At 65.3% G+C, this 25773-nt stretch carries 21 protein-coding genes and 1 tRNA gene; 12 read left to right on the top strand and 10 right to left on the bottom strand.

Annotated features, from left to right (window positions below):
• Positions 1-40: 40 nt before the first annotated feature.
• The gene (locus JQ591_RS05145; RefSeq protein WP_211395585.1) at positions 41-2071 is read right to left on the bottom strand and encodes a methyl-accepting chemotaxis protein; all 2031 of its coding nucleotides are present in this window, start codon (positions 2069-2071) and stop codon (positions 41-43) included.
• 347 nt (positions 2072-2418) lie between these two features.
• Here JQ591_RS05145 and JQ591_RS05140 point away from each other — a divergent pair, with 347 nt between their 5' ends.
• Positions 2419-3009 (top strand): thermonuclease family protein, encoded by a 591-nt coding sequence (locus JQ591_RS05140; RefSeq protein WP_211394960.1) that lies wholly within the window; start codon positions 2419-2421, stop codon positions 3007-3009.
• Between the two features lie 55 nt (positions 3010-3064).
• Here the strand turns inward: JQ591_RS05140 and JQ591_RS05135 are convergent, their stop codons facing one another.
• Positions 3065-3580 (bottom strand): L,D-transpeptidase, encoded by a 516-nt coding sequence (locus JQ591_RS05135; protein ID WP_211394959.1) that lies wholly within the window; start codon positions 3578-3580, stop codon positions 3065-3067.
• Between the two features lie 453 nt (positions 3581-4033).
• Positions 4034-5980 carry an acetate--CoA ligase gene (gene acs, locus JQ591_RS05130; protein WP_211394958.1) on the bottom strand — a complete coding sequence of 649 codons (1947 nt, stop codon included), beginning with the start codon at positions 5978-5980 and terminating at the stop codon, positions 4034-4036.
• A gap of 410 nt (positions 5981-6390) precedes the next feature.
• On the opposite strand from acs, the gene JQ591_RS05125 reads away from it, so the two are divergent.
• A complete protein-coding gene (locus JQ591_RS05125; RefSeq protein WP_211394957.1) occupies positions 6391-7560 on the top strand; it encodes a DNA topoisomerase IB in 1170 nt (389 codons plus the stop codon).
• Positions 7561-7573: 13 nt separating this feature from the next.
• On the opposite strand, the gene JQ591_RS05120 is transcribed toward JQ591_RS05125, so the two are convergent.
• Entirely contained in the window at positions 7574-8029 is a 456-nt protein-coding gene (locus JQ591_RS05120) for an SRPBCC family protein (protein ID WP_211394956.1), read from the bottom strand.
• Between the two features lie 101 nt (positions 8030-8130).
• Here JQ591_RS05120 and JQ591_RS05115 point away from each other — a divergent pair, with 101 nt between their 5' ends.
• Positions 8131-9225 carry an adenylate/guanylate cyclase domain-containing protein gene (locus tag JQ591_RS05115; RefSeq protein ID WP_211394955.1) on the top strand — a complete coding sequence of 365 codons (1095 nt, stop codon included), beginning with the start codon at positions 8131-8133 and terminating at the stop codon, positions 9223-9225.
• 50 nt (positions 9226-9275) lie between these two features.
• Here JQ591_RS05115 and JQ591_RS05110 read toward each other — a convergent pair whose 3' ends face one another.
• From JQ591_RS05110 to tsaD, 4 genes are all read right to left on the bottom strand, one after another.
• A complete protein-coding gene (locus JQ591_RS05110; RefSeq protein WP_211395584.1) occupies positions 9276-9689 on the bottom strand; it encodes an EVE domain-containing protein in 414 nt (137 codons plus the stop codon).
• 104 nt (positions 9690-9793) lie between these two features.
• Complete coding sequence (locus JQ591_RS05105; RefSeq protein ID WP_211394954.1) at positions 9794-10906, bottom strand: alpha/beta hydrolase; 1113 nt, start codon at positions 10904-10906, stop codon at positions 9794-9796.
• 116 nt (positions 10907-11022) lie between these two features.
• Positions 11023-12003, bottom strand: a complete 981-nt coding sequence (locus JQ591_RS05100) for an NAD(P)H-dependent glycerol-3-phosphate dehydrogenase (protein WP_211394953.1) — start codon at positions 12001-12003, stop codon at positions 11023-11025.
• 2 nt (positions 12004-12005) lie between these two features.
• Positions 12006-13079, bottom strand: coding sequence for a tRNA (adenosine(37)-N6)-threonylcarbamoyltransferase complex transferase subunit TsaD (tsaD, locus tag JQ591_RS05095; protein WP_211394952.1), 1074 nt, complete (start codon positions 13077-13079; stop codon positions 12006-12008).
• 164 nt (positions 13080-13243) lie between these two features.
• On the opposite strand from tsaD, the gene JQ591_RS05090 reads away from it, so the two are divergent.
• From JQ591_RS05090 to JQ591_RS05065, 6 genes are all read left to right on the top strand, one after another.
• A complete protein-coding gene (locus JQ591_RS05090) occupies positions 13244-13990 on the top strand; it encodes a uroporphyrinogen-III synthase (RefSeq protein WP_211395583.1) in 747 nt (248 codons plus the stop codon).
• A 69-nt stretch (positions 13991-14059) separates the two neighbouring features.
• Complete coding sequence (locus tag JQ591_RS05085) at positions 14060-15337, top strand: COG4223 family protein (protein WP_211394951.1); 1278 nt, start codon at positions 14060-14062, stop codon at positions 15335-15337.
• A gap of 36 nt (positions 15338-15373) precedes the next feature.
• On the top strand, positions 15374-17173 hold the full coding sequence (locus JQ591_RS05080) for a heme biosynthesis HemY N-terminal domain-containing protein (RefSeq protein WP_211394950.1): 1800 nt from the start codon (positions 15374-15376) through the stop codon (positions 17171-17173).
• 100 nt (positions 17174-17273) lie between these two features.
• Positions 17274-17349: transfer RNA gene (locus tag JQ591_RS05075), tRNA-Thr, on the top strand.
• Between the two features lie 171 nt (positions 17350-17520).
• The gene (locus JQ591_RS05070; protein ID WP_211394949.1) at positions 17521-19893 is read left to right on the top strand and encodes a hypothetical protein; all 2373 of its coding nucleotides are present in this window, start codon (positions 17521-17523) and stop codon (positions 19891-19893) included.
• Between the two features lie 105 nt (positions 19894-19998).
• Entirely contained in the window at positions 19999-20382 is a 384-nt protein-coding gene (locus JQ591_RS05065) for a hypothetical protein (RefSeq protein ID WP_211394948.1), read from the top strand.
• 78 nt (positions 20383-20460) lie between these two features.
• On the opposite strand, the gene JQ591_RS05060 is transcribed toward JQ591_RS05065, so the two are convergent.
• On the bottom strand, positions 20461-21513 hold the full coding sequence (locus tag JQ591_RS05060) for a polysaccharide deacetylase family protein (protein WP_211394947.1): 1053 nt from the start codon (positions 21511-21513) through the stop codon (positions 20461-20463).
• A gap of 253 nt (positions 21514-21766) precedes the next feature.
• On the opposite strand from JQ591_RS05060, the gene JQ591_RS05055 reads away from it, so the two are divergent.
• Both JQ591_RS05055 and JQ591_RS05050 read left to right on the top strand, forming a co-directional pair.
• The gene (locus JQ591_RS05055; RefSeq protein ID WP_211394946.1) at positions 21767-22090 is read left to right on the top strand and encodes a hypothetical protein; all 324 of its coding nucleotides are present in this window, start codon (positions 21767-21769) and stop codon (positions 22088-22090) included.
• Positions 22091-22267: 177 nt separating this feature from the next.
• A complete protein-coding gene (locus JQ591_RS05050) occupies positions 22268-22483 on the top strand; it encodes a hypothetical protein (protein ID WP_211394945.1) in 216 nt (71 codons plus the stop codon).
• Between the two features lie 38 nt (positions 22484-22521).
• Here JQ591_RS05050 and JQ591_RS05045 read toward each other — a convergent pair whose 3' ends face one another.
• Entirely contained in the window at positions 22522-24210 is a 1689-nt protein-coding gene (locus JQ591_RS05045) for an MFS transporter (protein WP_211394944.1), read from the bottom strand.
• Positions 24211-24371: 161 nt separating this feature from the next.
• Between JQ591_RS05045 and JQ591_RS05040 the strand changes: the two genes are divergently transcribed.
• A complete protein-coding gene (locus JQ591_RS05040) occupies positions 24372-25739 on the top strand; it encodes a hydrolase (protein WP_211394943.1) in 1368 nt (455 codons plus the stop codon).
• The last annotated feature ends 34 nt before the right edge of the window (positions 25740-25773 follow it).

Genomic DNA, 25773 nt, shown 5'->3' with positions numbered 1-25773 from the left:
TTGCGGCCGGCCCCCGGTCGGCCGCAGGACGGGTGGGCCGTCAGGCGGCCCGCACCGTGTCGAGGAATTTTGCGACCTCGTTCTTGAGGCGGCCACTCTCGGTCGAGAGTGAGCGCGCGGATGCCAGGACCTGCGTCGACGCCGAGCCGGTGGCGCTGGCGCCATGACTGACCTGAGCGATCTTGTCAGCGACCTCGACCGTTCCCTTGGCCGCTTCGCTGACGTTGCGTGCAATCTCGGCCGTCGCGGCGCCCTGTTCCTCGATGGTTGCCGCGATGGTCGTCGAGATGTCCGAAATCCGGGAGATGGTCGTGCCGATCTCCTTGATGGCGCCGACGGAGTCTTCCGTCGCCGTCTGCATGCCGGCAATCTGTGTGCTGATCTCGTCGGTTGCCCGCGCGGTCTGCGCCGCGAGCGCCTTGACCTCGCTCGCCACGACGGCAAACCCGCGCCCGGATTCGCCGGCGCGCGCCGCTTCAATGGTGGCGTTCAGCGCCAGCAGATTGGTCTGCTCCGCGATGGCCGTGATCAGCTTGACGACGTCGCCGATCCGGCCCGCCGCCTTGAGCAATTCGTTGATCCGGACGTCGGTGCGCTCGGCCTGCTGCACCGCCTCGCCGGCGATGCGGCTGGAGTCGTGAACCTGGCGGCCGATCTCGACCACCGATGCGCTCATCTCCTCGGCGGCGGATGCCACGGCTCCGACATTGGCAGACGCTTCCTCGGACGCCGCGGCCACCATTCCGGAGAGCTGTTCGGTCTCTTCCGCGGTACCCGTCAGCGTGCCTGCGGCGGATTCGAGTTGTTGCGAGGCGGCTGAAACCGAGTTCACGATGCCGCCGACCGCGGCTTCGAATGCGTCGGCGAGCTTGATCATTTCGTTCTTGCGCCGGGCGGCCGCCGCGGTCTCCTGATCCTTCTGCTCGGCCTCCATCTGCTCGATACGGATCAGATTGTCTTTGAACGTCCGGGCCGCGCGAGCGTTGTCACCGACCTCGTCCCCGCGGCCGGTGTAGGGAATCTCGACGGCCTTGTTGCCGCCGGCGAGTTGCAGCAGCACGTCGCCGATGCGACGGATCGGCCGGGCAATGCTCAGCACCGAAAACAGCGCCGAGCCGGCCAGGACCAGGATTACGAGGACACCGACGGCCAGGCTGACTTGGGTCGCCTGCTCCAGCGCGGCCATGAGCTGGCTCTGCCGCAGAGCGCTGTATTCGTTGTTGGCCGCGACCAGCTTGTCGACGCGCACGCTAATTTCCTTGGCGGCCGGAATCACTCGCTCGACGAGAATGCGCGTCTTGGTTTCCTCCGCCTTCACGGCGGCAGCGGTTGCCGCCTTGTAGCGTCCGGCGAACGCGGCGAGCGCATCGATCCCGTCTGCGATATCCTTGTCGCCGGCCGACTGGTGCACCCGTTTGAGCACGGCGATCATGGCGTCGGCGCGTCCGGCGATACGGTCCTTCTGCTCGACCTCGCCGGTTGCCGTGAAATGCCAATCCGCGGCGCTGACCGCCTTGAATGACGCGTCGGCTTCGCGCAACCCGACTTCGATGTTGAGCCGGTTCTGCGATGCCGCGAGGGCGGGCGAAGCCAGCAGCTTTTCGAGGGCCTTGCTCCAGGAGTCCTCGATCTGGTTGGCCGCGGCAAATCCGGCGATGGCGGTGCCGCGCACCTCGCTGAGATCATTGCCCGCCTTCAGCGAGGCCGCGAGCTGGATCTTCACCTCGCGGCAAAGCTCTTTGGCTTCGGCGCGCTTGGACCGCTCCAGGGCGGCGTCTATTTCGGTCGTGGCGTTCGCGATGGAGCCGCGCAGCACGTCGAGATGTCTGGCGAGGCTGTCGGCAGAGGACGCAGATCCGATTTCCGACATGGCGAGGCGTGCGCGGGTCACCGCGAGCTCGGCACCCTGGGCATTGGCCTTGTTGGCGGTGTTGATCACGACCAGTCGACTGAGATCCGCCATCTGCTCGTTGCGAACGAGCTGGTTGGCGAGCATGCCACCGACGAGAAGGACTCCCGCGCTCGCGGTCAATCCGAGCTTTGTACCGATGCGAAACTTGAACGATGCCATGCTTACCGCTCCCCCACACGCATACCGAGTACTCGGCCTTAATACTAAACAGGAGCTGAAGATCAAGCCCCGTACAACTACAGGGAGTATCGAATGGAAAGCACTTGGAACAGCGTGGCGCGCATAGGTGCGATTATACGGAGCCAACGACCCGGGCCTCCGTCACCGCGATCACGCAATGGATCATTAGGCCGCGCATCCGATCGTGCCTTGCCGGTTTCCCCGACTCAGTCCTAAAGAATCATCTGTTTTGATTCGATCAGGCCCGAAGCTCTAGATTCTTGTCTTGGCGCGTTTCTTCACGCGACCGGTATCCGCTTCGCTCGAAAAGGCTCCAGTGTGAGTTGATGGGTTTGCAGGATCGCCCCAATGCCTATCGGCCGCGGTTCGGCGGCTCGCCGTTCGGCCGTCGCTTCTCCGGATTATTGCCGTGGATGTTCGTGGTCGGTGTCGTCGCGGCGATCGTGCTCACCTTCCGCCACGGAATGAACTGGCTTGTTCCGCACGTAGACGACGGTCGCACCGGGGATGCCGAGATCGTGCTCCGGCAGGCCGGCCATCCCGATCGTCGCGAGCCGGTCGACGTCGTCCGCACCATTGACGGCGACACCTTTCTCGCACGCGTTCGTCAGCGCGACGGCCGCGATCTCGTCGTGCGCGTTCGCCTGCGCGGCATCGACGCACCCGAGATGAAAGCATCCTGCCAGGAGGAACTGGACAAGGCCGAAGCCGCGGCCCGCGCATTGCGCGATCTGCTCGGCCAGGGTGGCGTGACGATCACCAATCTCGGCTCCGACAAATATGGTCGCGTTCTCGCCGACGTCGCGACCAGACTAACCGGCAACGTTTCGGCGGCGTTGCTCGCCGGCGGTTACGCGCGGAGCTACAATGGCGGCCATCGCGACGGCTGGTGCGCGCGCGGCTGGCGCTTCTGGTAACAAAAAAGCCGCGTCGAAAGACGCGGCTCCTGCCGTCTCGCCCTGATGCCGGCGATCAGCGCGTCACGACCACTGTCGTGCCGACCGAGACGCGGCTGTAGAGATCGGTGATGTCGTCGTTGAGCATGCGGATGCAGCCATAGGAGACGAAGCCGCCGATCGAGCCCGGCACGTTGGTACCGTGGATGGCGTATTCACCGCCCGACAGCGTCATCGCCGCGACGCCCATCGGATTGCGCGGCGAGCCGCCCGGGATGACGTCCGGGATGCTCGGCTTGTCGCGCTTCACCTCGGCAGGCGGCGACCAGGCCGGATTGCGGTACTTGCCGTCGATGCGGGTTGTGCCGGCCCATTGCTTGCCGGACTTGCCGACGCCGACCGGGTAGCGCACGGCGTGGCCGTTATCGAGGACGAGATAGAGCCGACGCTCGTTGGTTTTGACCACGATGGTGCCCGGCGAATAGTCGGCCAGATGCGTCCCCACCATTTCCGGCCGCGCCTGCGCCGCCGTCGACATCATCACCCCCGCCCCGATGGTGACGGCCAGCGCCACTGCAATCCTCATCGACATCGATTTTCCCCTTGCCCCGAACCAATTCGTCCAAATTGACGCAAAACCGGCAATCGTCGGCCGCCAAGTCCTTGTTACAAGTCCTTGTTAGGGGACATTCTTAACCGCGCCCGTTAACCGGATGGTTTCCACGCACGGCCGCCAAGGGCCAATCAGCAGGGGGAACAAAGGAAATGTTCGAAACAAAGTAAATGACCTGAAAACAACACTCAGCGGGAAAGATGCGCAGGCGCCGGGGCGTGGCCTGACGAGTGCGTGAGGATGTGAACGGCCGTTATTTTGGGGGAGCGCTAACGCGGGGACGGGTCTCGTGTCCCGGACGCGGCGCAACGCGAAGCGGTGCGACGCAGAGCCGGGTACCCAGAAAGCCACAGAGTCTGCTGTTGCATGGGCCCCGGCTCAGCAGCGCACCGCTAAAGAGCGTTGCGCTGCGTCCGGGGCACGAGACTGCCCTTACGCCGACTTCTTGTTCTGCCGGTTCTTGACGAGGTCGTCGACCACGCCGGGATCGGCCAGGGTCGAGGTGTCGCCCAGGCTGCCCGGCTCGTCCTCGGCAATCTTGCGCAGGATGCGGCGCATGATCTTGCCGGAGCGGGTCTTTGGCAGACCCGGTGCGAACTGGATCTGGTCGGGCGAAGCGATCGGGCCGATCTCCTTGCGCACCCAGGTGACGAGCTCCTTGCGCAGATCCTCGGTTGGCTCGATGCCGGCCATCAGGGTCACATAGGCGTAGATGCCTTGGCCCTTGATGTCGTGCGGGAAGCCGACAACGGCGGCCTCCGACACTTTCTCATGCGCCACCAGCGCGCTTTCGACTTCGGCGGTACCCATGCGATGGCCGGAGACGTTGATGACGTCGTCGACGCGGCCGGTGATCCAGTAGTAACCGTCGGCATCGCGTCGGCAGCCGTCGCCCGTGAAATACTTGCCCTTGTAGGTCGAGAAATAGGTCTGCTCGAAGCGTGCGTGGTCGCCATAGACCGTGCGCATCTGGCCCGGCCATGACCGCGTCAGGCACAGATTGCCTGATGTCTCGCCGTCCAGCACCTTGCCGTCGGCGTCGACGATCTCGGGCGCCACGCCGAAGAACGGCTGCGTCGCCGAGCCCGGCTTGAGCTTCGTGGCGCCCGGCAGCGGCGTGATCAAAATGCCGCCGGTCTCGGTCTGCCACCAGGTGTCGACGATCGGGCAGCGGTCGTCGCCGACGACGCGGTGATACCACTCCCAGGCTTCCGGATTGATCGGCTCGCCGACCGAGCCGAGCAGGCGCAGGCTGGCGCGCGAGGTCTTCTTCACGGGCTCGTCGCCGCTCTGCATCAGCGCGCGGATCGCGGTCGGCGCGGTGTAGAAGATATTGACCTTGTGCTTGTCGATGACGTTCCAGAATCGCGAATTATCCGGGTAATTCGGCACGCCTTCGAACATCAGCGTGGTCGCGCCGTTGGCGAGCGGTCCGTAGAGAATGTAGCTGTGGCCGGTGACCCAGCCGACGTCGGCGGTGCACCAGTAGATGTCGCCGTCGTGATAGTCGAAGACGTATTGATGCGTCATCGCGGCGAACACGAGATAGCCGGCGGAGGTGTGCAGCACGCCCTTGGGCTGGCCGGTCGAACCTGAGGTGTAGAGGATGAACAGCGGGTCCTCGGCGTGCATGTGCTCGACCGGGCATTCCGTCGTCACCATCGCGGCCGCCTCGTGATACCAGAGGTCGCGCGTCGGGTTCATGTCGATCTTGCCGCCGGTGCGCTTGACCACGACGACCCAGTCGACGCCGTCCGCCTTGGCGACCGCCGCGTCGACATTGGCCTTCAGCGGCACCTTCTTGCCGCCGCGCAGGCCTTCATCCGCGGTGATGATCACCTTGGACTGGCAGTCGTTGATGCGCTGGGCAAGTGAGTCCGGCGAGAAGCCCGCGAACACCACGGAGTGGATGGCGCCGATCCGCGCGCAGGCCAGCATCGCGTAGGCCGCTTCCGGAATCATCGGCAGGTAGATGGTGACGCGGTCGCCCTTCTTGACGTTGCGGGTGCGCAGGATGTTGGCCATCCGGCAGACCTCGTCGTGCAGCTCCTTGTAGGTGATGTGCCGGGATTGTGAGGGATCGTCGCCTTCCCAGATGATCGCGGTCTGGTTGGCTCGCTTGTGCAGGTGACGGTCGATGCAGTTATGCGCGACGTTGAGGACGCCGTCCTCGAACCATTTGATCGAGATGTTGCCGGGGGCGAAGGAGACGTTCTCGATTTTCGTCGGCGCGTGCATCCAGTCGATGCGCTTGGCCTGTTCGGCCCAGAAACCGTTCGGGTCCGAGATCGAGCGCGCGTACATGTCCTTGTACTTGGCCTGGTCGACCCAGGCGCGCTTCGCCCACTCCGCGGGGACGTCGTAGATCTTCTCGGACATGTTTCCCTCCACATACGCAAGCCGAGTACAGGCCACTGGCGAGCCGACTTGATCGTTGAACCGATTATGCGTCGGGCTAACCGGACCCGACAAGGTGCACAAGCTGGACCTTCGGCGAGCAGCCGGCCATGCGGAGGATCAAGCCGCTTCGTGCGACTGTCGCAATTCTGAAACAGGGCGACGGGGGCTTTCGAGGCTTCACCCAGATCCTCGGAACGGGCCCGCGCAGGGCCCCATGCACCCGGCGGAGGTATTTAGGAACCGTGCCTCACTGATTCGGGACTCGCAATACGGTTCGGAACACCCTAAATGGCCAACCCGGGTCCCAAGAGACCGTCCAAGAGTCTCCTTGGAACAAAAATCAGAACAGCGGCATTGACCGATAACAGACAGGGCTAAGGCTTAAGACTATGATGGATCAGCAGAATCTCGGGACGATACGGCCCGCTTCAGCCGATCCTGCAGCCATTGCGCTGGCCAAAGCCCTCGGACAATGGCCGAAACCGGCAGGTTCCAGCCGTCTCAGCCCGAAAAAAGCGTTCGACACGGCGCCTGCGGCCACGGTTGAGGCCTTGGCCAAGGAGTTGGGCCTGCGGCTCGGCGACCAGAACGAGCTGACCATCCGCCGCATCCGGCGCGGCAAGGGCTACTCCTTCGTCCGACCAAACGGCGCTCATATCCGTGACGCCCGCACCATCCGTCGGCTGCATTCGATGGCGGTGCCGCCGGCCTATCGCGAGGTGCGCTACTCGGCCGATCCGAGCACGCATCTTCAGGCGGTGGGACGCGATGCCGCGGGCCGGCTGCAATATCGCTATCACGCCGATTGGGAGAAGGTCCGCGAGCACCGCAAGGCGCATCGGCTGGAGAAGCTCGTCGGTGCGCTGCCCAAGATCCGGCGCAAGGTCTCGGCGTTCCTGTCGGGCGACGAGCCGACCCGCGAGTTCGCACTCTCGGCCGTGATCGAATTGATTGCGCGCACCGCGATCCGCCCCGGCAATGAATCCTATGCCCGTCTCAACGGCACCCGCGGGGCCACCACGCTGCTGAAGTCCAACGTCTCGCTCGAAGACGACAGCTTTGTGTTGACCTTCAAGGCGAAGGGCGGCAAGGCGGTACGCAAAGAGTGCGACGCGGCCAAGCTCGTGCGTGCCATCGGCATTTTGCAGGGCGTTCCCGGCAAGCGCATGTTCCAGTATCGCGATGCCTACGGCACCGTGCGTGCGGTGAGCACCACGCAGGTGAACGCGTTTCTGCGCGAGATCGCCGGCATCAAGATCTCGCTGAAGGATTTCCGCACGCTGATGGCCTCTGCCGTCGTCGTGGAATCGCTGTCGCGGATCACGCCGGCGATCAGCCAGCGCGGTCGCAAGAAGCAGGTGCTGGAGGCGATCCGCGGCGCCGCCGATAAGCTCTCCAACACGCCGGCGATCTGTCGCAAGAGCTATGTCCACGACACCATCGTCACCGCGTTCGAGGACGGCATCCTCGAACGCTTCGCCGCGACCATGAAGGGCCAGCGCTCGCAGGCCAGGCGCGAGCAACTTTTGCAGCAGGTGGTGGCGACCGCGGCGGTCTGACCTTCTTCCGTCGCTACGCCTTGTTGGAAACGCCCCTGTCGGGACCGGGATCGCTGCCTGCGGCTGCGGTCGTGAGCCGTCCCAGATAATGCGCCCATCCCGTCGCGTGTGCGGCCGCCTGTTCCTCGGTCGGCAGCCCGCTATGGGTCATGCGCAGCAATGTGCCGCCGTCGCGTTCGATCAGGTCGATCTCGATCAGGCTCGAGCCGGGCGGCACTTCCTGGCCGCCCTCCCATCCAAACGTGTAGGCGAGCCGATGCACCGGCACGACTTCGCGGAACGCGCCGCGGGCGACGCCGCCGCGGGGACCGATGCCTTTGAGCAGATACAGCCCGCCGGGATGCGGCTCCGTGGTCGCGTCGGAACCCATCCAGCTCAAGATCTTCTCGGGGTCGGTCAGGTAAGCGAAAACGGTGGCGCGTGGGGCTGCGATCTGGGTCTCGCGTCGCACTATGAACGGTTCGGTCATCGGCGATCATCCCTGGGCTGATTGTGGGACATGGCGGCGCTCGAGCGGCCCGTCAAGGATTGCCCGTGACAAAGACGGCCTCCCTTCGTCATGATCGGGCCATGCACCTCTCGCCGACGCTCGCCTGGCTTGTCGATGCCGCCGCCGATAGCGCCGGGGCCGACCGCCTGCTTGCGGAACTCGGCGCGCATCTGGTCGCTGACGGCGTGCCGCTTGCGGCAGGCAGCCTGACGCTGGAGGTGCCACATCCGCTGATCGCGAAGCGGACCTGGTTGTGGCGCGCGGAGAACGGCCGGGTGATCGAAGCGCTCGGCTTCGCACCAGGCGGCCTCGCGCCCGACCCGCCCAACGATGCCGGCCGGCGCTGGCTGCGCGACGTCGCGGACGGTGAGGTGCACGAAGACGCGGTCGGACGGCCCGATGGGCCGTTGCTCGGCTGGATCGGGCCGCGTCCGTTCACCGCAGACGAGATCGAGCAATTGCGCCAGGCCGCGCGCTTTGCCGCGACACCCCTTGCGGTGCTTGCCGCGCGTGCAACGTTGCGCGCGACGTTGGATGCTTATCTCGGCAAGCGCAGCGCGGAGCGGGTACTGGCGGCACCGCTGCGGCGCGATCTCGGCGAGACCATACAGGCCGCGCTGCTCTATGCCGATCTGCGCAACTTCACGCTCCTGTCGGAAACCACGGCGCCTGCCGACGTCATCGCGGCGCTCGATGCCTGGTTCGATCGCATCGCCGGCGCGGTTCACGCATTCGGCGGCGAGGTGCTGAAATTCATCGGCGACGGCGTGCTCGCGATCTTTCCGGTGGTCGAGGCGTCACCGCGTCACGCGTGCGATGCGGCTCTGCGTGCCGCGAGCGCAGCCGAAGCCGGGATGGCCTATCTCAACGCGGAGCGCGGTGCCCAAGGTCTGCCGCCGCTCGCGTTCGGCGCGGCGCTGCATCTCGGCGGGATGCTGTGGGGCAATATCGGCGCCGCCAACCGGCTCGATTTCACGGCGATCGGTCCCGCGGTCAATCTCGCCAGCCGGCTCGAAGGATTGTGCAAGCCGCTCGGCAGAGCCGTGCTGGTGTCGGGCGCGCTCGCCGCCGAGACGGACATGCCTCTAATCGCGCTCGGATCGCATTCGCTACGCGGGATTGCTGCGCCTTGCGAGGTCTTTGCGCTGCCGGAGACGCAAGCTCGGACATCGTAGCCTGGATGGAGCGAAGCGTAATCCGGGCTACGCATCTACAATTGCAGCAACTACATCCCACCCATCTTGCAGACGAGCTTCCATTCTTCGGCCGTCACCGGTTGCACCGACAGGCGCGAATATTTCACCAGCGCCATGTCGGCGAGTTTCTTCTCGGCCTTGATCGCGGCCATCGTCACCGGGGTCTTCAGCGGCTTGTCGGCCTTGATGTCGACGCAGACGAATTTTTCGGTCTTGTCGGTCGGGTCGGGATAGGCTTCCTTGATGATCTCCGCGATGCCGACGATCTCCTTACCCTCGTTGGAATGATAGAAGAACGCCTTGTCGCCCCTCTTCATGGCGACGAGATTCTGGCGCGCTGTGTAGTTGCGCACGCCGGTCCAGGCTTCGCCCTTGGCGCCCTTCGCCACCTGCTGGTCCCAGGACCACACCGACGGTTCGGATTTCACCAGCCAGTAGTTCATCGCAACTTGCCCCATTCACGGATACGCCACTTACGTGTCGCGATATCTAGGGCACGCGGATGCCCGCGACAAGCGCGGGCATCCGATATCAAACGCAACGCCCACTACTTCAGATGTCGATCGAAGAATTTTGCGATGTCGGTGAAGGCTTCCCTGGTCTCCGGCGCATTGATGTTGAACTGGTACTGCGCGTGGGACTGCCCCTCATAGACGTTGAGATCGGCAATCACGCCGGCGCGACGCAATTTGCGATGCGTGCGAACCGTGTTGCTGAGGAACAGATCGCGCGTGCCCGATGTCAGGATGGTCGGCGGAAAACCTTTGAAGTCGCCGTAGATCGGCGAGATGTAGGGGTTCTTCAGGTCAGTCCCGTTGGCGTAGAGCTTTGCGGCGCGGCCGAGCCAGCCGTCCCAGGTCACGAGCACGTTGTCGACCCACTCATTGCTAGCGTAGGTGTCGCCGACCTTGTCGATGTCGGACCACGGCGTGCCCGGTGCGATCGCCGCCGGCTTCGGTAGCTTGTCGTCCCTGGCCCGCAGCACCATCGCAAGGGTCATCGCACCGCCCGTCGAGGTCCCGAAGATCGCCATCCGGCGGGCGTCGTGCGTCTTGGTGATCTCCTTCCAGACCGCCATCGCATCGTCCATCGCGGCAGGATAGGGGAAGTCGGGCGGCATGCGGTAGTCGACCGAGATCACCTTGAAGCCGCCGAAACCCGCCATCATGATTGCTTCAGGCAGCGCGGCTTCGCCGGGCCCGAACACATAGCCGCCGCCATGGACGTGGACCAAAAGCCGTTGCCGGTTCTCGGACGGAATCTTGTTCGGCGTGACGATGAAGCAATGCACGCCGGCGATTTTGGTCTCCTCGACCTTGACGCCGAGCTTTTCCTTCATCGCCGGAATGCCTGATATCGACAGTTTTGCGCGGCGATCGATCAGCTCCTTCCACTCGACAGGGGTCTTCGGATCAGCATTGAAGTGCGGCGGAAACGGCGCGCCGATCATGGCCTGCATGTCGGAGCTGACGTCACCAGAGGGATTGGCGATCGACTTGACTGGCGCGACCCGCTTGCCGTTTTCGGCATTGGCGGCCGCCTCGTTCCTGGCGAGTTCGTCATAGGATAGCGCGGCCTGGGCGCCGGCGGCGGCGGGTAGCGTAATGGCGGCAAGTGTGATGATTGCGATCGAAACGATCGCATGATGCGGTTTGCGCATGCGTTCTTCCCTTGGATCCGTTTCGTTATTGTTGGACCGGGATCCTGCGGTGTGCCGCTAGGCTAGACCAGCGTGCAGAGCGCGTGAAGTGCCACCTGCGACGCGAGGGGGCGCCGCTATTCCTCGGCCTTGAACGGCCGTGTCAGCAGCCCTTCGATCGCGGCGTCAATCGTCAACCTGCCATCCAGGATGGCCGCCACCGCCTGCGAGACCGGCATGTCGACATTCCCGGCGGCTGCGATCTCGACCAGCACCGGTGCAGTGAATGCACCTTCCGCAAGCTTGCCGGCCGGTGCGGCCTCGCCGCGACCGAGCGCGATCCCGAGCGCAAAATTGCGCGATTGCGCGGTCGAGCAGCTCAGGAGAAGGTCGCCGAGGCCGGAGAGACCTGAGAGTGTCTCCGTGCGCGCGCCGCTGGCTCGGCCGAACCGTGCCAGCTCACTGAAGCCGCGTGTGGTCAGCGCGGCGAGCGCGGAAGCGCCGAGATTGCGGCCGACCACGATGCCGGCGGCGATCGCCAGCACGTTCTTGGCCGCGCCGCCGATCTCGACGCCGCGGACATCCGTCGTGTGATAGGGCCGGAAGGTCGCCGAGCCCAGCGCCTGCACCAGTTGGCTCGCCAGCGCTTCTTCCCTCGCCGCCAGCGTTACCGCAGTCGGCAGGCCACGCGCGACATCGTCGGCAAAGCTTGGGCCCGACAGGATCGCCGGCTGCGCGTGAGGCGCGGCCTCGGCGATCACGTCGGTCATGAATTTGTGGGTGCCGTGCTCGATGCCCTTGGCGCAGGCGACGATTGGCATCGTTCCTGTCAGATGCGAGGCCAGCATGTTGACGGCGCCGCGCAGATGCTGCGCCGGCGTTGCGATCAGCAGTACATCCGCGCGTGCCGCCATGGCGAGATCGCTCGTCACCACGATCTCCGGCGCAAGCCGCACACCCGGCAGCCGCGGATTGTCGCGGGTCGATGCGATCCGCGTCGCGTGCTCGGCATTGCGCGCCCACAGCGTCACGTTCCGTCCGGCCCGCGCCGCCACCGTCGCCAGCGCCGTGCCCCAGGCGCCGGCTCCAATCACCGCAACGGATTGGAACGCTGTCATTGCTAGTATCCCGCCCGCGTCTTGCCGTACCCGGCCGGTGCCGTCGCGTTTGCATCGAGCGACCAGCGCGCGCGGGGCTGCGCTTCCATCGTGTCGGTCATGCCGAGCGCGAGACGTTCGGCGCCGGCCCAGGCGATCATCGCGCCGTTGTCGGTGCAGAGCGCCGGCGGAGGCATGATCAGTTGCGTTCCGGCTTTCCTCGCAACGTCATGCAGAGCGCCGCGGATCGCCTGATTGGCAGCCACGCCGCCGGCCGCCACCAGCGCACGCGGCGCACCGAACTGCTCGCGGAAAAGTTTGAGACCGACGCTCAGCCGGTCGGTGGTGGAATCGAGCACGGCGGCCTGAAAGCTCGCGCAGAGATCGCTGACGTCCTGCGGCGTGATCTCAGCTAACCGGCTCGCTTCGTTGCGCACCGCCGTCTTCAATCCCGATAGCGAGAAGTTGGCGTCGGGGCGTCCCTGCATCGGCCGCGGAAACGCAAATCGCGCAGGATCGCCGCTTGCTGCCGCGCGTTCGACCTGCGGCCCGCCCGGATAGGGCAGTCCCAGCATTTTCGCGACCTTGTCGAAGGCCTCGCCGATCGCATCGTCGACGGTGGTGCCGAGCCGTACATACTGGCCGACGCCGGTGACGGCGACGATCTGGGTATGGCCGCCCGAGGCGAGAAACAGGCAATAGGGAAATTCGAGTGCGTCGGTCAGGCGCGGCGTCAGCGCATGCGCTTCCAGATGGTTCACCGCGACCAGCGGCGTATCGTGCACCATCGCGATCGCCTTCGCGGTGGTGAGCCCGACGATGACGCCGCCGATCAGCCCCGGCCCCGCCGCGGCCGCGACACCGTTGAGCTGGGCGAAGTCGATGCCGGCCTCGTGCATGGCGCGGTCGATGATGCCGTCGAGCAGGTCGACATGGGCGCGGGCCGCGATCTCCGGCACCACGCCGCCGAAACGGGCATGCTCCTCGACCTGCGACCGTACGATATTGGACAGGATCTTGCCTGTGCCGTCAGGCGCACGCTCGATCACCGCCGCGGCGGTCTCGTCGCAGGTGGTTTCGATGCCCAGTACCAGCATTGGCGAATTGTTATCCAATTTGCGCCCTTCTCACCCCCCTTGCGCTCATCCGCAAAGCAGAGTTCTGGTACGTCCGGTAGCATTCCGGGGTCGGCTAACGCAATCGTCACGCACGGCCATCCCTCGTGAAAGCGCTACCGCCACGTGGTTCGGGAACACAAGCGATGTCCATTCTTGTCACACGGCCGTATCCCGACAATGAGGCGACGTCGGAAAGCCTGCGTGCACGGGGTCATGTGGTGCTGCTCGCACCGGTGCTCAAGTTCGAGCCGGTCGCTTTCCATGACGAGAGTGAAACAAGCTACAGCGCCGTCATTGTCACGTCCGCCAATGCGATTCGTGCCGTCGAGCCGCAATTGCGGGACCTTGGTCTCCTGGAGCTGCCGTTGTTCGCGGTCGGCGAGCACACGGCCGCCGCCGCGCGCGATGCCGGCTTTGCCGAGGTGATCGTCGCCGGCGGCGATGCCGCGGCCTTGCGCGACAAGGTGATGCAGAGCGCGCGCGACAAGCGGCTGAAGAAAAAGAGCACGTTACTCTATCTCGCGGGCGCGGATTTGTCGCGCGACCTCGGCGGAGAGCTGGGCGCCGAAGGATTTAGCGTCGTCACGCAGACCACCTATCGCATGGCCCCGGTCAAGCTGTTGCCGCGCGATGTCTGTGAGGGCTTTGCCGCCCATGGGATCGAGGCGGTGCTGCATTACTCCCGGCGCAGCGCGCGGGCTTTCCTGGAGGCGGCGCGGGACGAAGGTGTCGAAATCTCGGCTCTGGCGATCCCGCAATGCTGCCTGTCGGAGACGGTCGCAGGCGTGCTGCGCGAGGCCGGTGCCTCGCAGGTTCTGGTGGCCGCGAGGCCGGACGAAAATACCTTATTTGACACCTTGGAGCGTGCTTTGCGCACCCGTTTGGCGTAAGAGGTCGGGCCGAATCCGACGCAATCGGGTCCGTTCGTTTAGGGCATGTAAGTGTGAGGAACCGTCACGATGGCCGACGACAAGCCTGAAGACGCAGGATTGGCTCCCGAGTCCAGCCGTGCCAAGCGCACCCCGCCCACCATCGACCTCGAGGCAACCGAAGTCTCGACCCAGCCGCAGGAGGTGGCAGGCGAGCCTGCGGCTGCGCCAGCGACCGAACAGGCCGCGCATGAGCAGGCCAAGTCCGAAGAGGCCAAGTCCGAAGAGGCCAAGTCTGAAGAGGGCAAGCCTCAAGAGCCCAAGTTCGAACAAGCTAATGCCGGGCCGCAGCCCGAACCTGCCGAGGAGGGGCCTTCCGTTGCGTCCGCGTCGGTATCGCCGTCGATTTCACCTTGGATTATCGCTCCGTTCTCCGGCGCTGTCGCAGCCGCAATTGTGATCGCGGTCGGCTGGATGCTGGGCTGGCCTGCGGTGCAGGCGCCGCCGGCTGCTCCGCAAGTGACAGGCGCAACCGTCGACGCGCTGAGCGGGCGCGTTGCCGCGGTAGAAGCCAAGGCGGGCAAGCCGGCCGCCGATCCGGCCATGGTGGCGCGGATCGATGCGCTGGAGAAATCCGCAACGAGCCTGCGCAGCGACATCGCCAATCTGCGCACGCAGTCCGACAAGACCGCGGGCGCCCTGAACGACGCGAAATCGGCGCCGCGCGCTGCCGCGCCCGATCTTGCCGCTCTCAACGACCGCCTCGCGCAGCTTGAGCGTGCCACCAAGACCGAACGTGCGGAACTCGCGCAGCAGGGCGAGAAGATCGCCGACGCCAGGACCATGGACGACAAGCCGCTGCGCCATGTGGTGGCGGCGGCCCTGCTTGATGTCGCCGTTCGCCACAGCGACGCTTACGCGTCGCAACTTGCCGCAGCGCGGTCGCTGGCAGCAAAGCCGGATATGCTGAAGCCGCTCGATATCTTTGCATCGTCAGGCATTCCGACGCCGGTCGCGTTGAGTCGCGAGCTCCTCAACATCGTGCCAAAATTGTCGCCGCCGGCGGAAGCCCCGGCCAGCGGCACGGGCATCGTCGAGCGCCTTCAGGCGGGGGCGTCAAAACTCGTTCGCATCGAGCGTACCGATGGGGTCGGCAACGATCGCGGCGCCATCGTCGCGCGGGTGACGGCGGCTGCGTTGCGCAACGATTTCGTCGAAGCACGGCGCGAGCTGAAGACGCTGCCCGAGGCCGATCGTGCACCGGCGCAGGCCTGGCTCGACAAGGCCGATGCCCGTGACGCCGCGCTCGCCGCCTCACGCAAATTCGCCGACGACGCCATGGCGGATCTCGTCAAGCCTGGTCAATAAAGGTTCGCGCAATCATCAGCGCGTATAGGGATCGTCATGCTTCGCATCGTCCTCTTCCTCGTCCTGATCGCGCTGGCGGCGGCCGGCGCGGCCTGGGTTGCCGACCAGCCCGGCGACCTCGTCCTGACCGCGGGCGGCTTTCGCGCCACAACGACGCTTCCCAGATTCGTGTTCTTGCTTGGCCTCTTTGCCGCGGCAGTCGTGCTCGTCTGGAGCCTCCTGACGATGACCTGGCGCGCTCCGGGGCGTCTGCGCCGCCGTCGTCACGAAAAGCGTCATGCGCGCGGCCGCCACGCCATCACCCACGGCCTGCTTGCAATCGGCCATGGCGACACCGCGCTTGCTCGTCGCCATGCCGATACCGCGCGGCGGCTGGCCGCAAACGATCCGCTCGCACTTCTCCTGCATGCGCAATCCGCGCAGCTCGAGGGCAATCGCGACGAGGCCCAGCGCGTCTTCCGTGCCATGGCCGAGCGCGAGGACACGCGCCTGCTCGGCCTGCGCGGCCTGTTCATCGAGGCGCAGCGCGCCGACGATGCGGTCGGCGCGGTGATGATCGCTGAGGAAGCGATCAAGCTGTCGCCGTCCTCGACCTGGGCCTCGCATGCAGTGCTCGGCTTCCGCTGCGCGCGCGGTGACTGGAGCGGCGCGCTCGCGATCCTCGATTCGAATCTGTCCGCGGGCCTGATCGACAAGCAGGCCTATCGCCGCCAGCGCGGCGTGCTGCTCGCCGCACGCGCGCTGGAATTGGAAACGATGGACCGCGACGTCGCGCGCGAGAGCGTCATGCAGGCGGTCAAGCTCGCGCCGACCCTGGTTCCGGCCGCGGTGCTCGCTGCAAAATTCGAGAGCGAGGCGCATCAGGTGCGCCGCGCCATGAAGCTGGTGGAAGCCGCCTGGCTCGCCAATCCGCATCCTGATCTTGCGGATGCCTATGCGCATGTGAAGCTCGGCGATTCCGCGCGGCAGCGCTTGCAGCGGGTCGAGACGCTTGCCGCCAAGGTTCCTGCCGACAGGGCCGGCCATGTCGAGGGCCAGCTGGCGATCGCGCGCGCCGCGATCGATGCGTCCGAGTTCGCCCGTGCGCGCGAGGTGCTGTCGCCCTACGTCAACGATCCGACCCAGCGCGTTGCGCTGCTGATGGCTGAAGTCGAGCGCACCGAGCATGGTGACAGCGGCCGGGCCCGCGCCTGGACCTTGCGCGCGGTGCGCGCCCGCCATGATCCGGCCTGGACCGCGGACGGTTATGTCAGCGACCGCTGGCATCCGGTCTCCCCGGTCACCGGCCGTCTTGACGCGTTCCAGTGGCAGACGCCGGTCGCTAACCTTCCTTCCGGCAAGGGCGACATGATCGAATCCTCGGCGTTCGAGGAAGCCATGCTGGCGGCTCCACCGCCGAAGCGGGTGACGGCGGCCCCGATCGAAAGCCCGGCGGAACCGCCCGTAACGGCGCCGGATCCGGTGCCGGCCGCGCAGGACAATTCGCCGCCCCTTGAGGCCAAGGAAATCTTAGGGGAAACCACCAAGGAAACTGTCAAGGAGGCCGTCAAGGAAGAGCCGGTCGACACGCCCGCCGAGCCGATCAAACCGACCTCTGAGATCGCCGAATCATCACCGGCGGCGGCAACGCCGGTGTTCCGGACCCGCGCCGACCTCGGCAAGCCCGCACCAGCACTTATTCCCGCCGTCATCCCGATCGTCCGCGCCCCGGACGATCCCGGGATCGATGACGAGGGTCCGAGCGATGAATTTGCGGAACAAATCGGCACGCCCAGGGACCATGCAAAGGCCCAGGCCGGCGGCTGGCGCGGATTCTGGTCTCGCTGGGGCGGATGAGCGGCATTTCGGAGCCGGCGCCACCTTGCCAATTCGGGCCATGCCCGATATCAGGAGCGCGCGTATCGGGACCGGCCTCGCGCGGGCCCCGGCAGAGTTCGCCGCAATAGCTCAGTTGGTAGAGCACGTCATTCGTAATGACGGGGTCGGGGGTTCGAATCCCTCTTGCGGCACCAGCGCCTTGAACCCAAGCAATGATAGCCCCTGAGACGGCTTGCGCCCGCGATTTCGCTGTACCTCGGGTGCCTCGCTTCGCGCCCGCGTGCCGCGCGCTTTGGTCACTTGCCTTGGATTGACAGTGCGTCCGGACAGCCGCAACTACAGGCAACGCGGCGGCGCGAGGCAGCATGCACGATATCCTGGTGGTTGGGCTCGTCGCGCTGACGTGTGGCGCCATTGGTCTTCCGTTCTCCCTGCTGCTGCCGTCGGACCATTTTGCTGTGCGCTGGGCGCTCGCGCCACCGCTCGGCTTCGGCCTCCTCGCCGCCGGAACCGCGGTCCTGTACCTCGCCGGCGTCGCTCCGTGGGTGACCCTGCCTGCGATGGCAATCGCCGGTCTTGTCATCGCGGCTGCAATGCGCTTCCCGGCACTGCGTCGGCGCTCCAAACCATCGTCCGGACGATGGCTTGCGATGGCGATAGCGGTCGCGGCCATTGCGATGGTTTGTCTTGCTCCCGCCTGGACCGGAGGCGCACGCTTTCGCGTTTTCCAGGCCAACGTCTACGATCACATGTTGTACGTGGGCTCTTCGGTTTCGTATCGCGTACTCGACTACGCGACGCTTGCCGTCCAGGGCGCGGACGAGGCGAAGTCCAATCCAATTTCAGCGATGGCGCTGAAATTCGTCGACTCTCGCGGCGCCGTGTCGATGATACATGCGGCAATCGCCGCCATCAGTCGCGGCGATGTCGTCGACTGCACCTATCCGTATATGGCCGGCATGCAGCTCAACATGCTGTTTGCGGCGCTGTTCGTCTTTGTCAATGCGCTCTCGATGCGGCGCTGGCTGGCGTTTGCGTGCGCCGCCGCGCTTACGATCGGATTCTTCGAACAATACGTATTCGATATCAACGCCTGGTCGCAACTTGCGACGCAGCCAATCTTCCTGCTTCTCCTCGCATTCGTGACGTTCGCCTTCGATCACAATCGCTTTGGGCAGGCGCCCGGTTCGATCATGCGGTTGGGAGCGGTCTTTGCGGCGCTGATGACCGGCGCGTTCTTTCTCTATCCGGAATCGCTGACGATCTACGGTCCCGCCGCGGCCGTCGCGGCCGCGATGGGTTGCTGGCATCGCGCCTCGCGCAAGGCCTTGCCGGTGGCTGCGGCAGGCTTGGCAGCAGGTGTGGGACTATCGCTGCTCGCGTGCATTCTCCTCTGGTCCGGCACGGTTGCCTATGTCGTCCGCCAGTTGAGCCATGCAGCCGCCAACCCGCCCGACTGGTGGAAGTACTATCAGCGTTACCTGTTCGGCAGTGACGCGAACTTTCTCGAGGTCATCGCCAGTCCCGAAAGTCGTTTCGGAGAATTGGCGAACGCCTGGTTCTCATTGCCTGTCGAATCTGCGCTTGCCGGTCTCGGCCTTTATGCGGTGCTGCCGTCCGCGGGTTGGCCTGCCGCGGTGGCGGTCGCATGGAAATTGCTGCTCTATGGCTTTCTATTCGTGCTGTTGAGAGGCATCGCAAGGACGGCGTGGGCGGTCTGGCGCGCGGAGCCGGACGGAAGCGCCGCGCGGCTCGTGGCCGGCAGCCTTGTCGGATGCCTCGTGCCCATTGCCATCCTCGCGGCCGGTCATGGCTGGGCAGCAGGCAAGGGCCAGGCCATGGCGACGCCGATGCTCTTCACCCTTGTCATTGCGCCCTTGGCTCCCTTGGCTGCAAAGCGGTGGAATCCAGGCGCTGTTGCCGCCGTTGTCGTCGTGGCTGTTCACCTCGGCCTTGGCATGTTGCGGCCGCTGCTGGTGATGCAAGCGGTGGGCGCGGGTATTCCGGGTCTTCCGACCGCCGCCGCACAGGTCAACGCGCAAAAGGCGACGTCTCTCGACTGGGACTACAATCGCTTGTCCGCCGACATCAGGAGCTGCAGCGGACTCGTCATCGAGGTTGCCAATCCGATGATGGACAATTTGCTGCGCCGGCTTGCAGCGGATCTTCGGGTGCCCTGGGCGGCGCCGCGAAGCATATCCTGGCCCGACCGGACGGGGCGGCCATATTTTCCCGAAGGCTTTGAAAAGTTCGACTGTCTGGTGGCGTCCGGGCGGCTCACGGCCGATCCGGGGCAGCGGCTGATATCCGTGGCCACAGACCGGTCTTCGCGCGAATTCATGGATGGGCAGCGCAATGTGCTCGAGGTCGGCACGGAAGCCCCGCCAGGGATCGCAACGCGCGGTCTTTTCGGCAGGGAAATCACCCCAGGGGGTGCGCTTCAATGGGCATCACCGAACGCGCGTCTCGAGATTCCGAACAAGCTTGTGATGCCGGCGCGCATGTTGAAGCTCGAATTGTGGCCCATGCCGATCTCCGGCAACGAATTCCTGGTCAGGATCAATGGGCGCGAGATCTACAAAGGTGTCGTGCCTGCGGGCCCCTTGTCATTTCCGTTGGATCAGTTCGCAAGCGACGAGACGCTCGTGGTCGAGTTGGACACCAATGCCGTCACGCATTTCCCGGGCGATCCTCGCGACCTCGGTTTTGCGATCCGGGAGCTGAGCGTTCGCCGGTAGCCAATGAACAGATGCGGGGGGACGCCGCCGGCGTGATTCGCATCACATTACCCGGAGCGCGGTTACCCTAGTGTCCGGCTCACGCCAAACACGGGGAGACTTCATATGCGCAAGATCATTCTGGTGGCCGCCGCCATGGTGCTGGCCTCTGCATCTGCCCAGGCCGACGGCCCGCGCAGCTTGTCGCTGGCCTCGACCAACCAGCAGGCTGCGGCTCCGCAAACGACGGCGACAACGAGCGCGCCGACGCAGGTGAGCGAAGCAGCGCCAGCCGCCGAAGCTCCGAAATATCTCGATCGCCCGCCGGCGGTTTCGCTCACGCCGCCTGCGGCGACTGCTACACCCACGCCCACGACGACCTCAGCGCCGGCGACGACGACCCAACCCGCCGCGAAGACCACCGCCAAGGCGGACAAGCCGAAGCACAAGCGCAGCTGGACCGAAGGCCGCATCATCAGCGAGCTGCATCGCCACGGCATCTATTGGTAAGGACTCGGTGGTCCCAAAAAGCATATGGCCGGGACAGGCCCGGCCATGACGCAAGAGTTTTGGATCGGATCGGGCGCGTTACTGCGAAACCGTCTGCACCACGCTCCCGATTGGACGCGCGCTCGAGGTCGGCACCTTCAGGTCCTTCAGCAGCGCCTCGTCATATTCCGGCAGCGTCTGGAAGGTCGTCTTGGCCTTCATCTGCACGATCTTGTAGCCGCCGGCCTTCAACCGCGCGAGCAGCGCCGGCATGGCTTCGCCTGTGTGCTTCTGGAAGTCGTGCATCAGGATGATGCCCTTGCCGAGCTTGTCGAGCCTGGTCATCACGGTCTCGATGATCTTCTCCGGCGTCGCGCCCTTCCTGAAGTCGAAGGAGTCGATGTCCGTCGAGAACATCGCGACGTTGCGGGTGCCGAAATAGCTCACGATCGCCGGGTTGTGCTGAAGCTGCGGGAAGCGGAAGAACGGTGCGGGATTGGTGCCGAGCGCGAATTTCACTGCGCTGAAGCCCTTCTCGACCTCGTCCTTGGCCATTTGCTCCGTCATCTTCTTGCCGTTCAGGTTGACGTGCGACCAAGTGTGCGCGCCGACCGTATGGCCCTGGGCCAGCACCTGGCGCAGGATTTCCGGATGGTAGGTCGCATGCTTGCCGACCGAGAAGAACAGGCCCTTGGTGCATTCATCCGCGAGCGCCTTCAGCACGGCGGGCGTGTTGACCGGCCAGGGGCCGTCGTCGAAGGTCAGCACGACCTCTTTGTCGGTGAGGAAGTCGAACTGCTTGAAATGATCGAAGCCGAAGCCCGGACCGCCTGTGGTGTCGATCTCGACCACGCGGGAGACTCCCAGCGCATTCGGATTGGCGCAGGTCGATTTCTGCTGAACCGGCATGGGCGCAGGTGCAGGCGCCGCTGCCTGAGCAAGTGCTGCCGGCTTGCCGGCGATGGTCGCGGTGGTCGCGACATCGTCCTTGGCGGCGAGCTTCGCCTGTGCCGGCAATGGATCGGCGGCACGGGCGGCAATTGTCTTGGGAGCGGCCTGGTCGGCGCGCGAGGAATAATAAAACCAACCGCCGGCGGCAATCACGACCGCCGCAAACACACTGGCCAGCATCAGGCCCAACGCATTACGCATCGCTATTCTTTCCAATTACGCAACCAAACCGGCGGAATTTCCCGCTCGCCAAGCCATTAATGCGAAGGAACAGTTAACGTGACACCAACACGACAGCGGATACGGAGGAATTTCAGTGAGGTGCGCCAAAGTGACCGAGGTCACGGAGGGCGGCCCTCCCGTGACCGTCATCACAGTAGAAACTGTTTTGCTGGAGCATCGTAGTTCCCATCAACAACGGGCCCGCTTCCAGCGGTGCCAATGGGAGCTTCAAATGACCAAGTCTCTGAGCAAGTCTTTCTCCGCCAAGTCCCTGACTAGCAAGATCCGCGACACCAGCCTGGCTCTGGGCTTTGCCGCCATCGTCTCGATCGCCTCGACCGGCTCGAGCTTCGCCTTCTCGTCCGAAGCGCAGCAGCAGTGCACCGGCGACGCCTTCCGTCTGTGCTCGTCGGAAATCCCGAATATCCCGAAGATCACGGCGTGCATGATGAAGCATCGTTCGGATCTGAGCGCCGGTTGCCGCGCGGTGATGGACAAGGACCTCGCCAAGGGCGGCGCGTCACGCAAGGTTGCTGACGCCCAGGACAGCCAGTAAGAGACAGCCAGTAAGCGCAACCATCGTTGCGTCGGTTAGCTCCCCTCGCGATGTGCCCCGGCGTCAGGCCGGGGCCACGCGGCGGCGAAGATGCCTCCTGCCAATAAAGCCGTTGCGGCTGAGAGATCGTCGCACTAGCTTCGCCCGCACTTTCTTCCGGGTAAGAGGCATTACGCGATGACCAGATTTCTTTTCATTGTTTCCTTGGTTCTGTGCGCATCGGGCGCGTCCGCGCAACAGCAGCCCGGACACGACGCCTGCGCACGCGACGTCACGCGCTTCTGCCGTCCGGTGATGAACAATGGCGATGGCGCCGTGCTGGCCTGCCTCAAGCAGAACCGTACCCGCCTCAGCAAAGGCTGCGAGAAGGTGCTGACGGATCACGGGCAGTAATCGCCCGCGCCGGGACGACGGCGGAGTGGTTGACAGACCTACGTGCTGCTTCCCGCCGCGCTCGCAACCACGGGCAGCACCTCACTTGCGGCCTGGTCCGGCGTCTCCTCCTTCCAGCGCACCGAGCCGAACGGACGCTCCAGCATGCGGCGGATCCGCACCGGATCGGGGCCGATGTGGAAGGCGATCGCCTCCTGATGCAGCGCGCGTTCGGACTGGGTCGAGCGGTTGCGCTGGCGCAGATAGTCGAGCCAGGTCGGGCAATGATAGCGCTCGGTCCACAATTCGGGATCGGCGATGTCGCGCGCGATCGACCAGCCATAGGCACCGTTGCGCTGGCGAGAGAGCTGCACGTCCTGCATCACGTTGTGAAAGGCGCGCGCGTTCTCCTGGCTGACGCGGTATTCGATCTCGACCACCAGCGGCCCGCTGCGCGCCGTGAGCGACAGCTTGACTTCCGGATCGGCTAGCAAGTCGGCGTCTTCGTTGCGGGCGCCGACGCGCGGCATCGTGAGCCAGATCCCCAGCACCGGCGAGATCAGCATCAGGCCGGCGGCCGTCAGCAGCGCGACCTCGACGCCGGCATAGTCGGTGAGATGGCCCCAGCCCCAGGCGCCGATCGCGATGCCGCCGGAAATCGAGGCCTGGAACGCCGCGAGCGAGCGGCCGGCGACCCAGCGCGGCGCCGAGAGCTGCACGCCGATATTGAACAGGGCGACGGCGGCCATCCAGACCGCGCCTGCGAGCACCAGGGCGGCCGCGGTCAGCACCGGCTCGGTGCTCACCGCGAGAGCAGCCATCGCAAACGCCATCGAGATGGTGCAGGCGCGGATCGCGGCTTCGCCGCTCATGCGCTTGCGCAATTCGTGGATGTTGAGCGCACCGACCACGGCGCCCATGCCGAAGGCGCCGAGCATGATGCCGTAGGTCTGCGCGCCGCCATGCAGCAGATCGCGCGCGACCAGTGGCATCAGCGCCATGATGGCACCGCCAATCAGGCCCATCACCAGCGTGCGCAACAGCACGATCTTGATCGGCGGCGAATTGGTGATGTAGCGGAAGCCCGACACCATGGCGCGGTTGAGCTTCTCCCGCGGCAGGCGCGAGGGCTCGGTGTTGCGCCGCCAGAGCAGCAGCACCACCAGCAACGGCAAATAGAGGATCGCGTTACACGCAAACGCCGCCACCGCGCCGAGCGAGGCGACGATGACGCCGCCAACCGCGGGACCGAAGCTGCGCGCAATGTTGTAGCTGATGCCGTTCAGCGCGACGGCCGACGGCAGCGCATCCGGCGGCACCTGCTCGCTGACCGAGGACTGCCAGGCCGGACCGAACAGTGCGTTGCCGCTGCCGACGACGAAGCAGAAGGCGAGCAGCAATTCCGGGGTGATGAGGTTCAGCCAGGCTAGCACGGTCAGCGCAGTCGCGCCGGTCAGCGCGATCGCGAGCGAGACCAGGGTGACGATGCGGCGGTCGTACATGTCGGCGATGGCGCCCGCCGGCATCGAAATCAGCATGATCGGCAGCATCAGGGCGGTCTGCACCAGCGCCACCTTGTCCGCCGAGGCCGCCATCTGCGTCATTGCCCAGGCGGCGCCCACGCCCTGGATCAGCAGGCCGAGATTGGAGAGCAGGCTGGCGAGCCAGATGCGCCGGAACACGGTGTACCGCAGCGGCGCGGTGATGCCGTCGGCCGCAATTCTCTGACGGTTCGTCTGCTCGGTCATATCCCCTTCCAATTGGGCTGGCAGAAGTGGTCTTGAAGTTATCTTGGAGTGGTTTTTGGGCGATTCCGGCAAGTTCAGTGATGCCCGCGAAAGTCCTTCGCTGTCCAGTGGTTAGGCCGGTATAAGCGGTGCAAAGAGATGGTTTTGCCGGGGAGGAACATATGAAGCTGTCGCGACGGATGATCTTGCAAGGGGCCGGCAGCCTGCCTTTCGCAATTGCGAGCTTGCGGGCGGGCGCGTTGGCCCAACCCGCACCCGCCGCGCCGAGCGAGGTGCCGCCGATCCTGTTCGTCCACGGCAATGGCGATTACGACGCGCTCTGGATGACGACCTTGTGGCGGATGGAATCCAACGGCGTCGCGCGCGACCGCATGGCGGCGATCAATTTCACCGATCCGTTGGCGCGGAGCGATGACAAGGTCGAGCAGGCGGGCCGCTCCTCGACCGAGGACCAGCGCCGCGAGCTCGCCGCCGCCATCGTTGAATTGAAGCGTCGGACCGGGGCATCCCGCGTGGCGCTGGTCGGCAGCTCGCGCGCCGGCTATGCGATCCGCAACGTGATCAAAAGCGGCGGCGCCGGCGATATCAGCCACGCCGTCCTGTGCGGCACGCCCAATCACGGCGTGTTCGCGACCGACGACCAGCCCAACAGCGAGTTCAACGGCCGCGGCGCGTTCCTGCGCGGCCTGAACGCGGGCGAGAGCGAGGTGACGCCGGGTGTCGCCTTCCTCACCTTGCGCAGCGACGGCATGGACAAATACGCGCAGGCCGACGGCCGCTTCATCGGCAAGCCCGGTACGCCGACAGGCGTCAACGTTGAAGGTCCGGAGTTGAAGGGGGCCACCAACCTCGTGCTCGGCACACTCGATCATCGCGAGGTGGCGTTTCACCCTCGAGCCTTCCGCGAGATCTACAGATTCATCGCCGCCCGCGAGCCCGCGCGTATCGCGATTGTGCCGGAACAGAGCGTGAGGTTGAGCGGCCTCGTGACAGGCACACCGGGCGGCTCGCCGACCAATCGGCCGGTGGCCGGCGCAACCGTCGATATCTTTTGCGTCGATCCTGAAACCGGAGAGCGCAAGGGCAGCGCCGTGTACAGCGCGAAGACCGGCGCCGACGGCCGCTGGGGACCGGCGCAGGTCGAGCCTTCCTGGTCGCTCGAATTCGCCCTCGCATCGCCGGATGCGCCGACGACGCACATCTACCGCTCGCCCTTCCCGCGCTCGTCCGAAATGGTGCATCTGCGCGCCGCGCGTCCGCTCGGGCCCGCCGACAAGGACGCCGGGGCTGTTGTGATCATGTCGCGTCCGCGCGGTTATTTCGGCCTGCCGCGGGACGTGGTGCTGCTCGACGGCAAGGAGCCGGCCGACGTCAAATCGGGTGTGCCCACGGATTCGACAGCAACACTGCGCCTTCCGGCCGGCGACGTCGGGCGTAACATCGTGGCTCAATTCAACGAAGAACGAATTGTGGCACGCACCTGGCCTGCCTCCGAGAACAGGATTGCGATTGCCGAGCTGACTTACTAGCTATTTGCCTGCGTCACCTCTGCGGGAGAGAGCC

It is taken from the genome of Bradyrhizobium canariense (assembly GCF_018130465.1).
GTDB lineage: Bacteria > Pseudomonadota > Alphaproteobacteria > Rhizobiales > Xanthobacteraceae > Bradyrhizobium > Bradyrhizobium canariense_C.
This window is presented reverse-complemented; position numbering and strand designations above follow the sequence as displayed.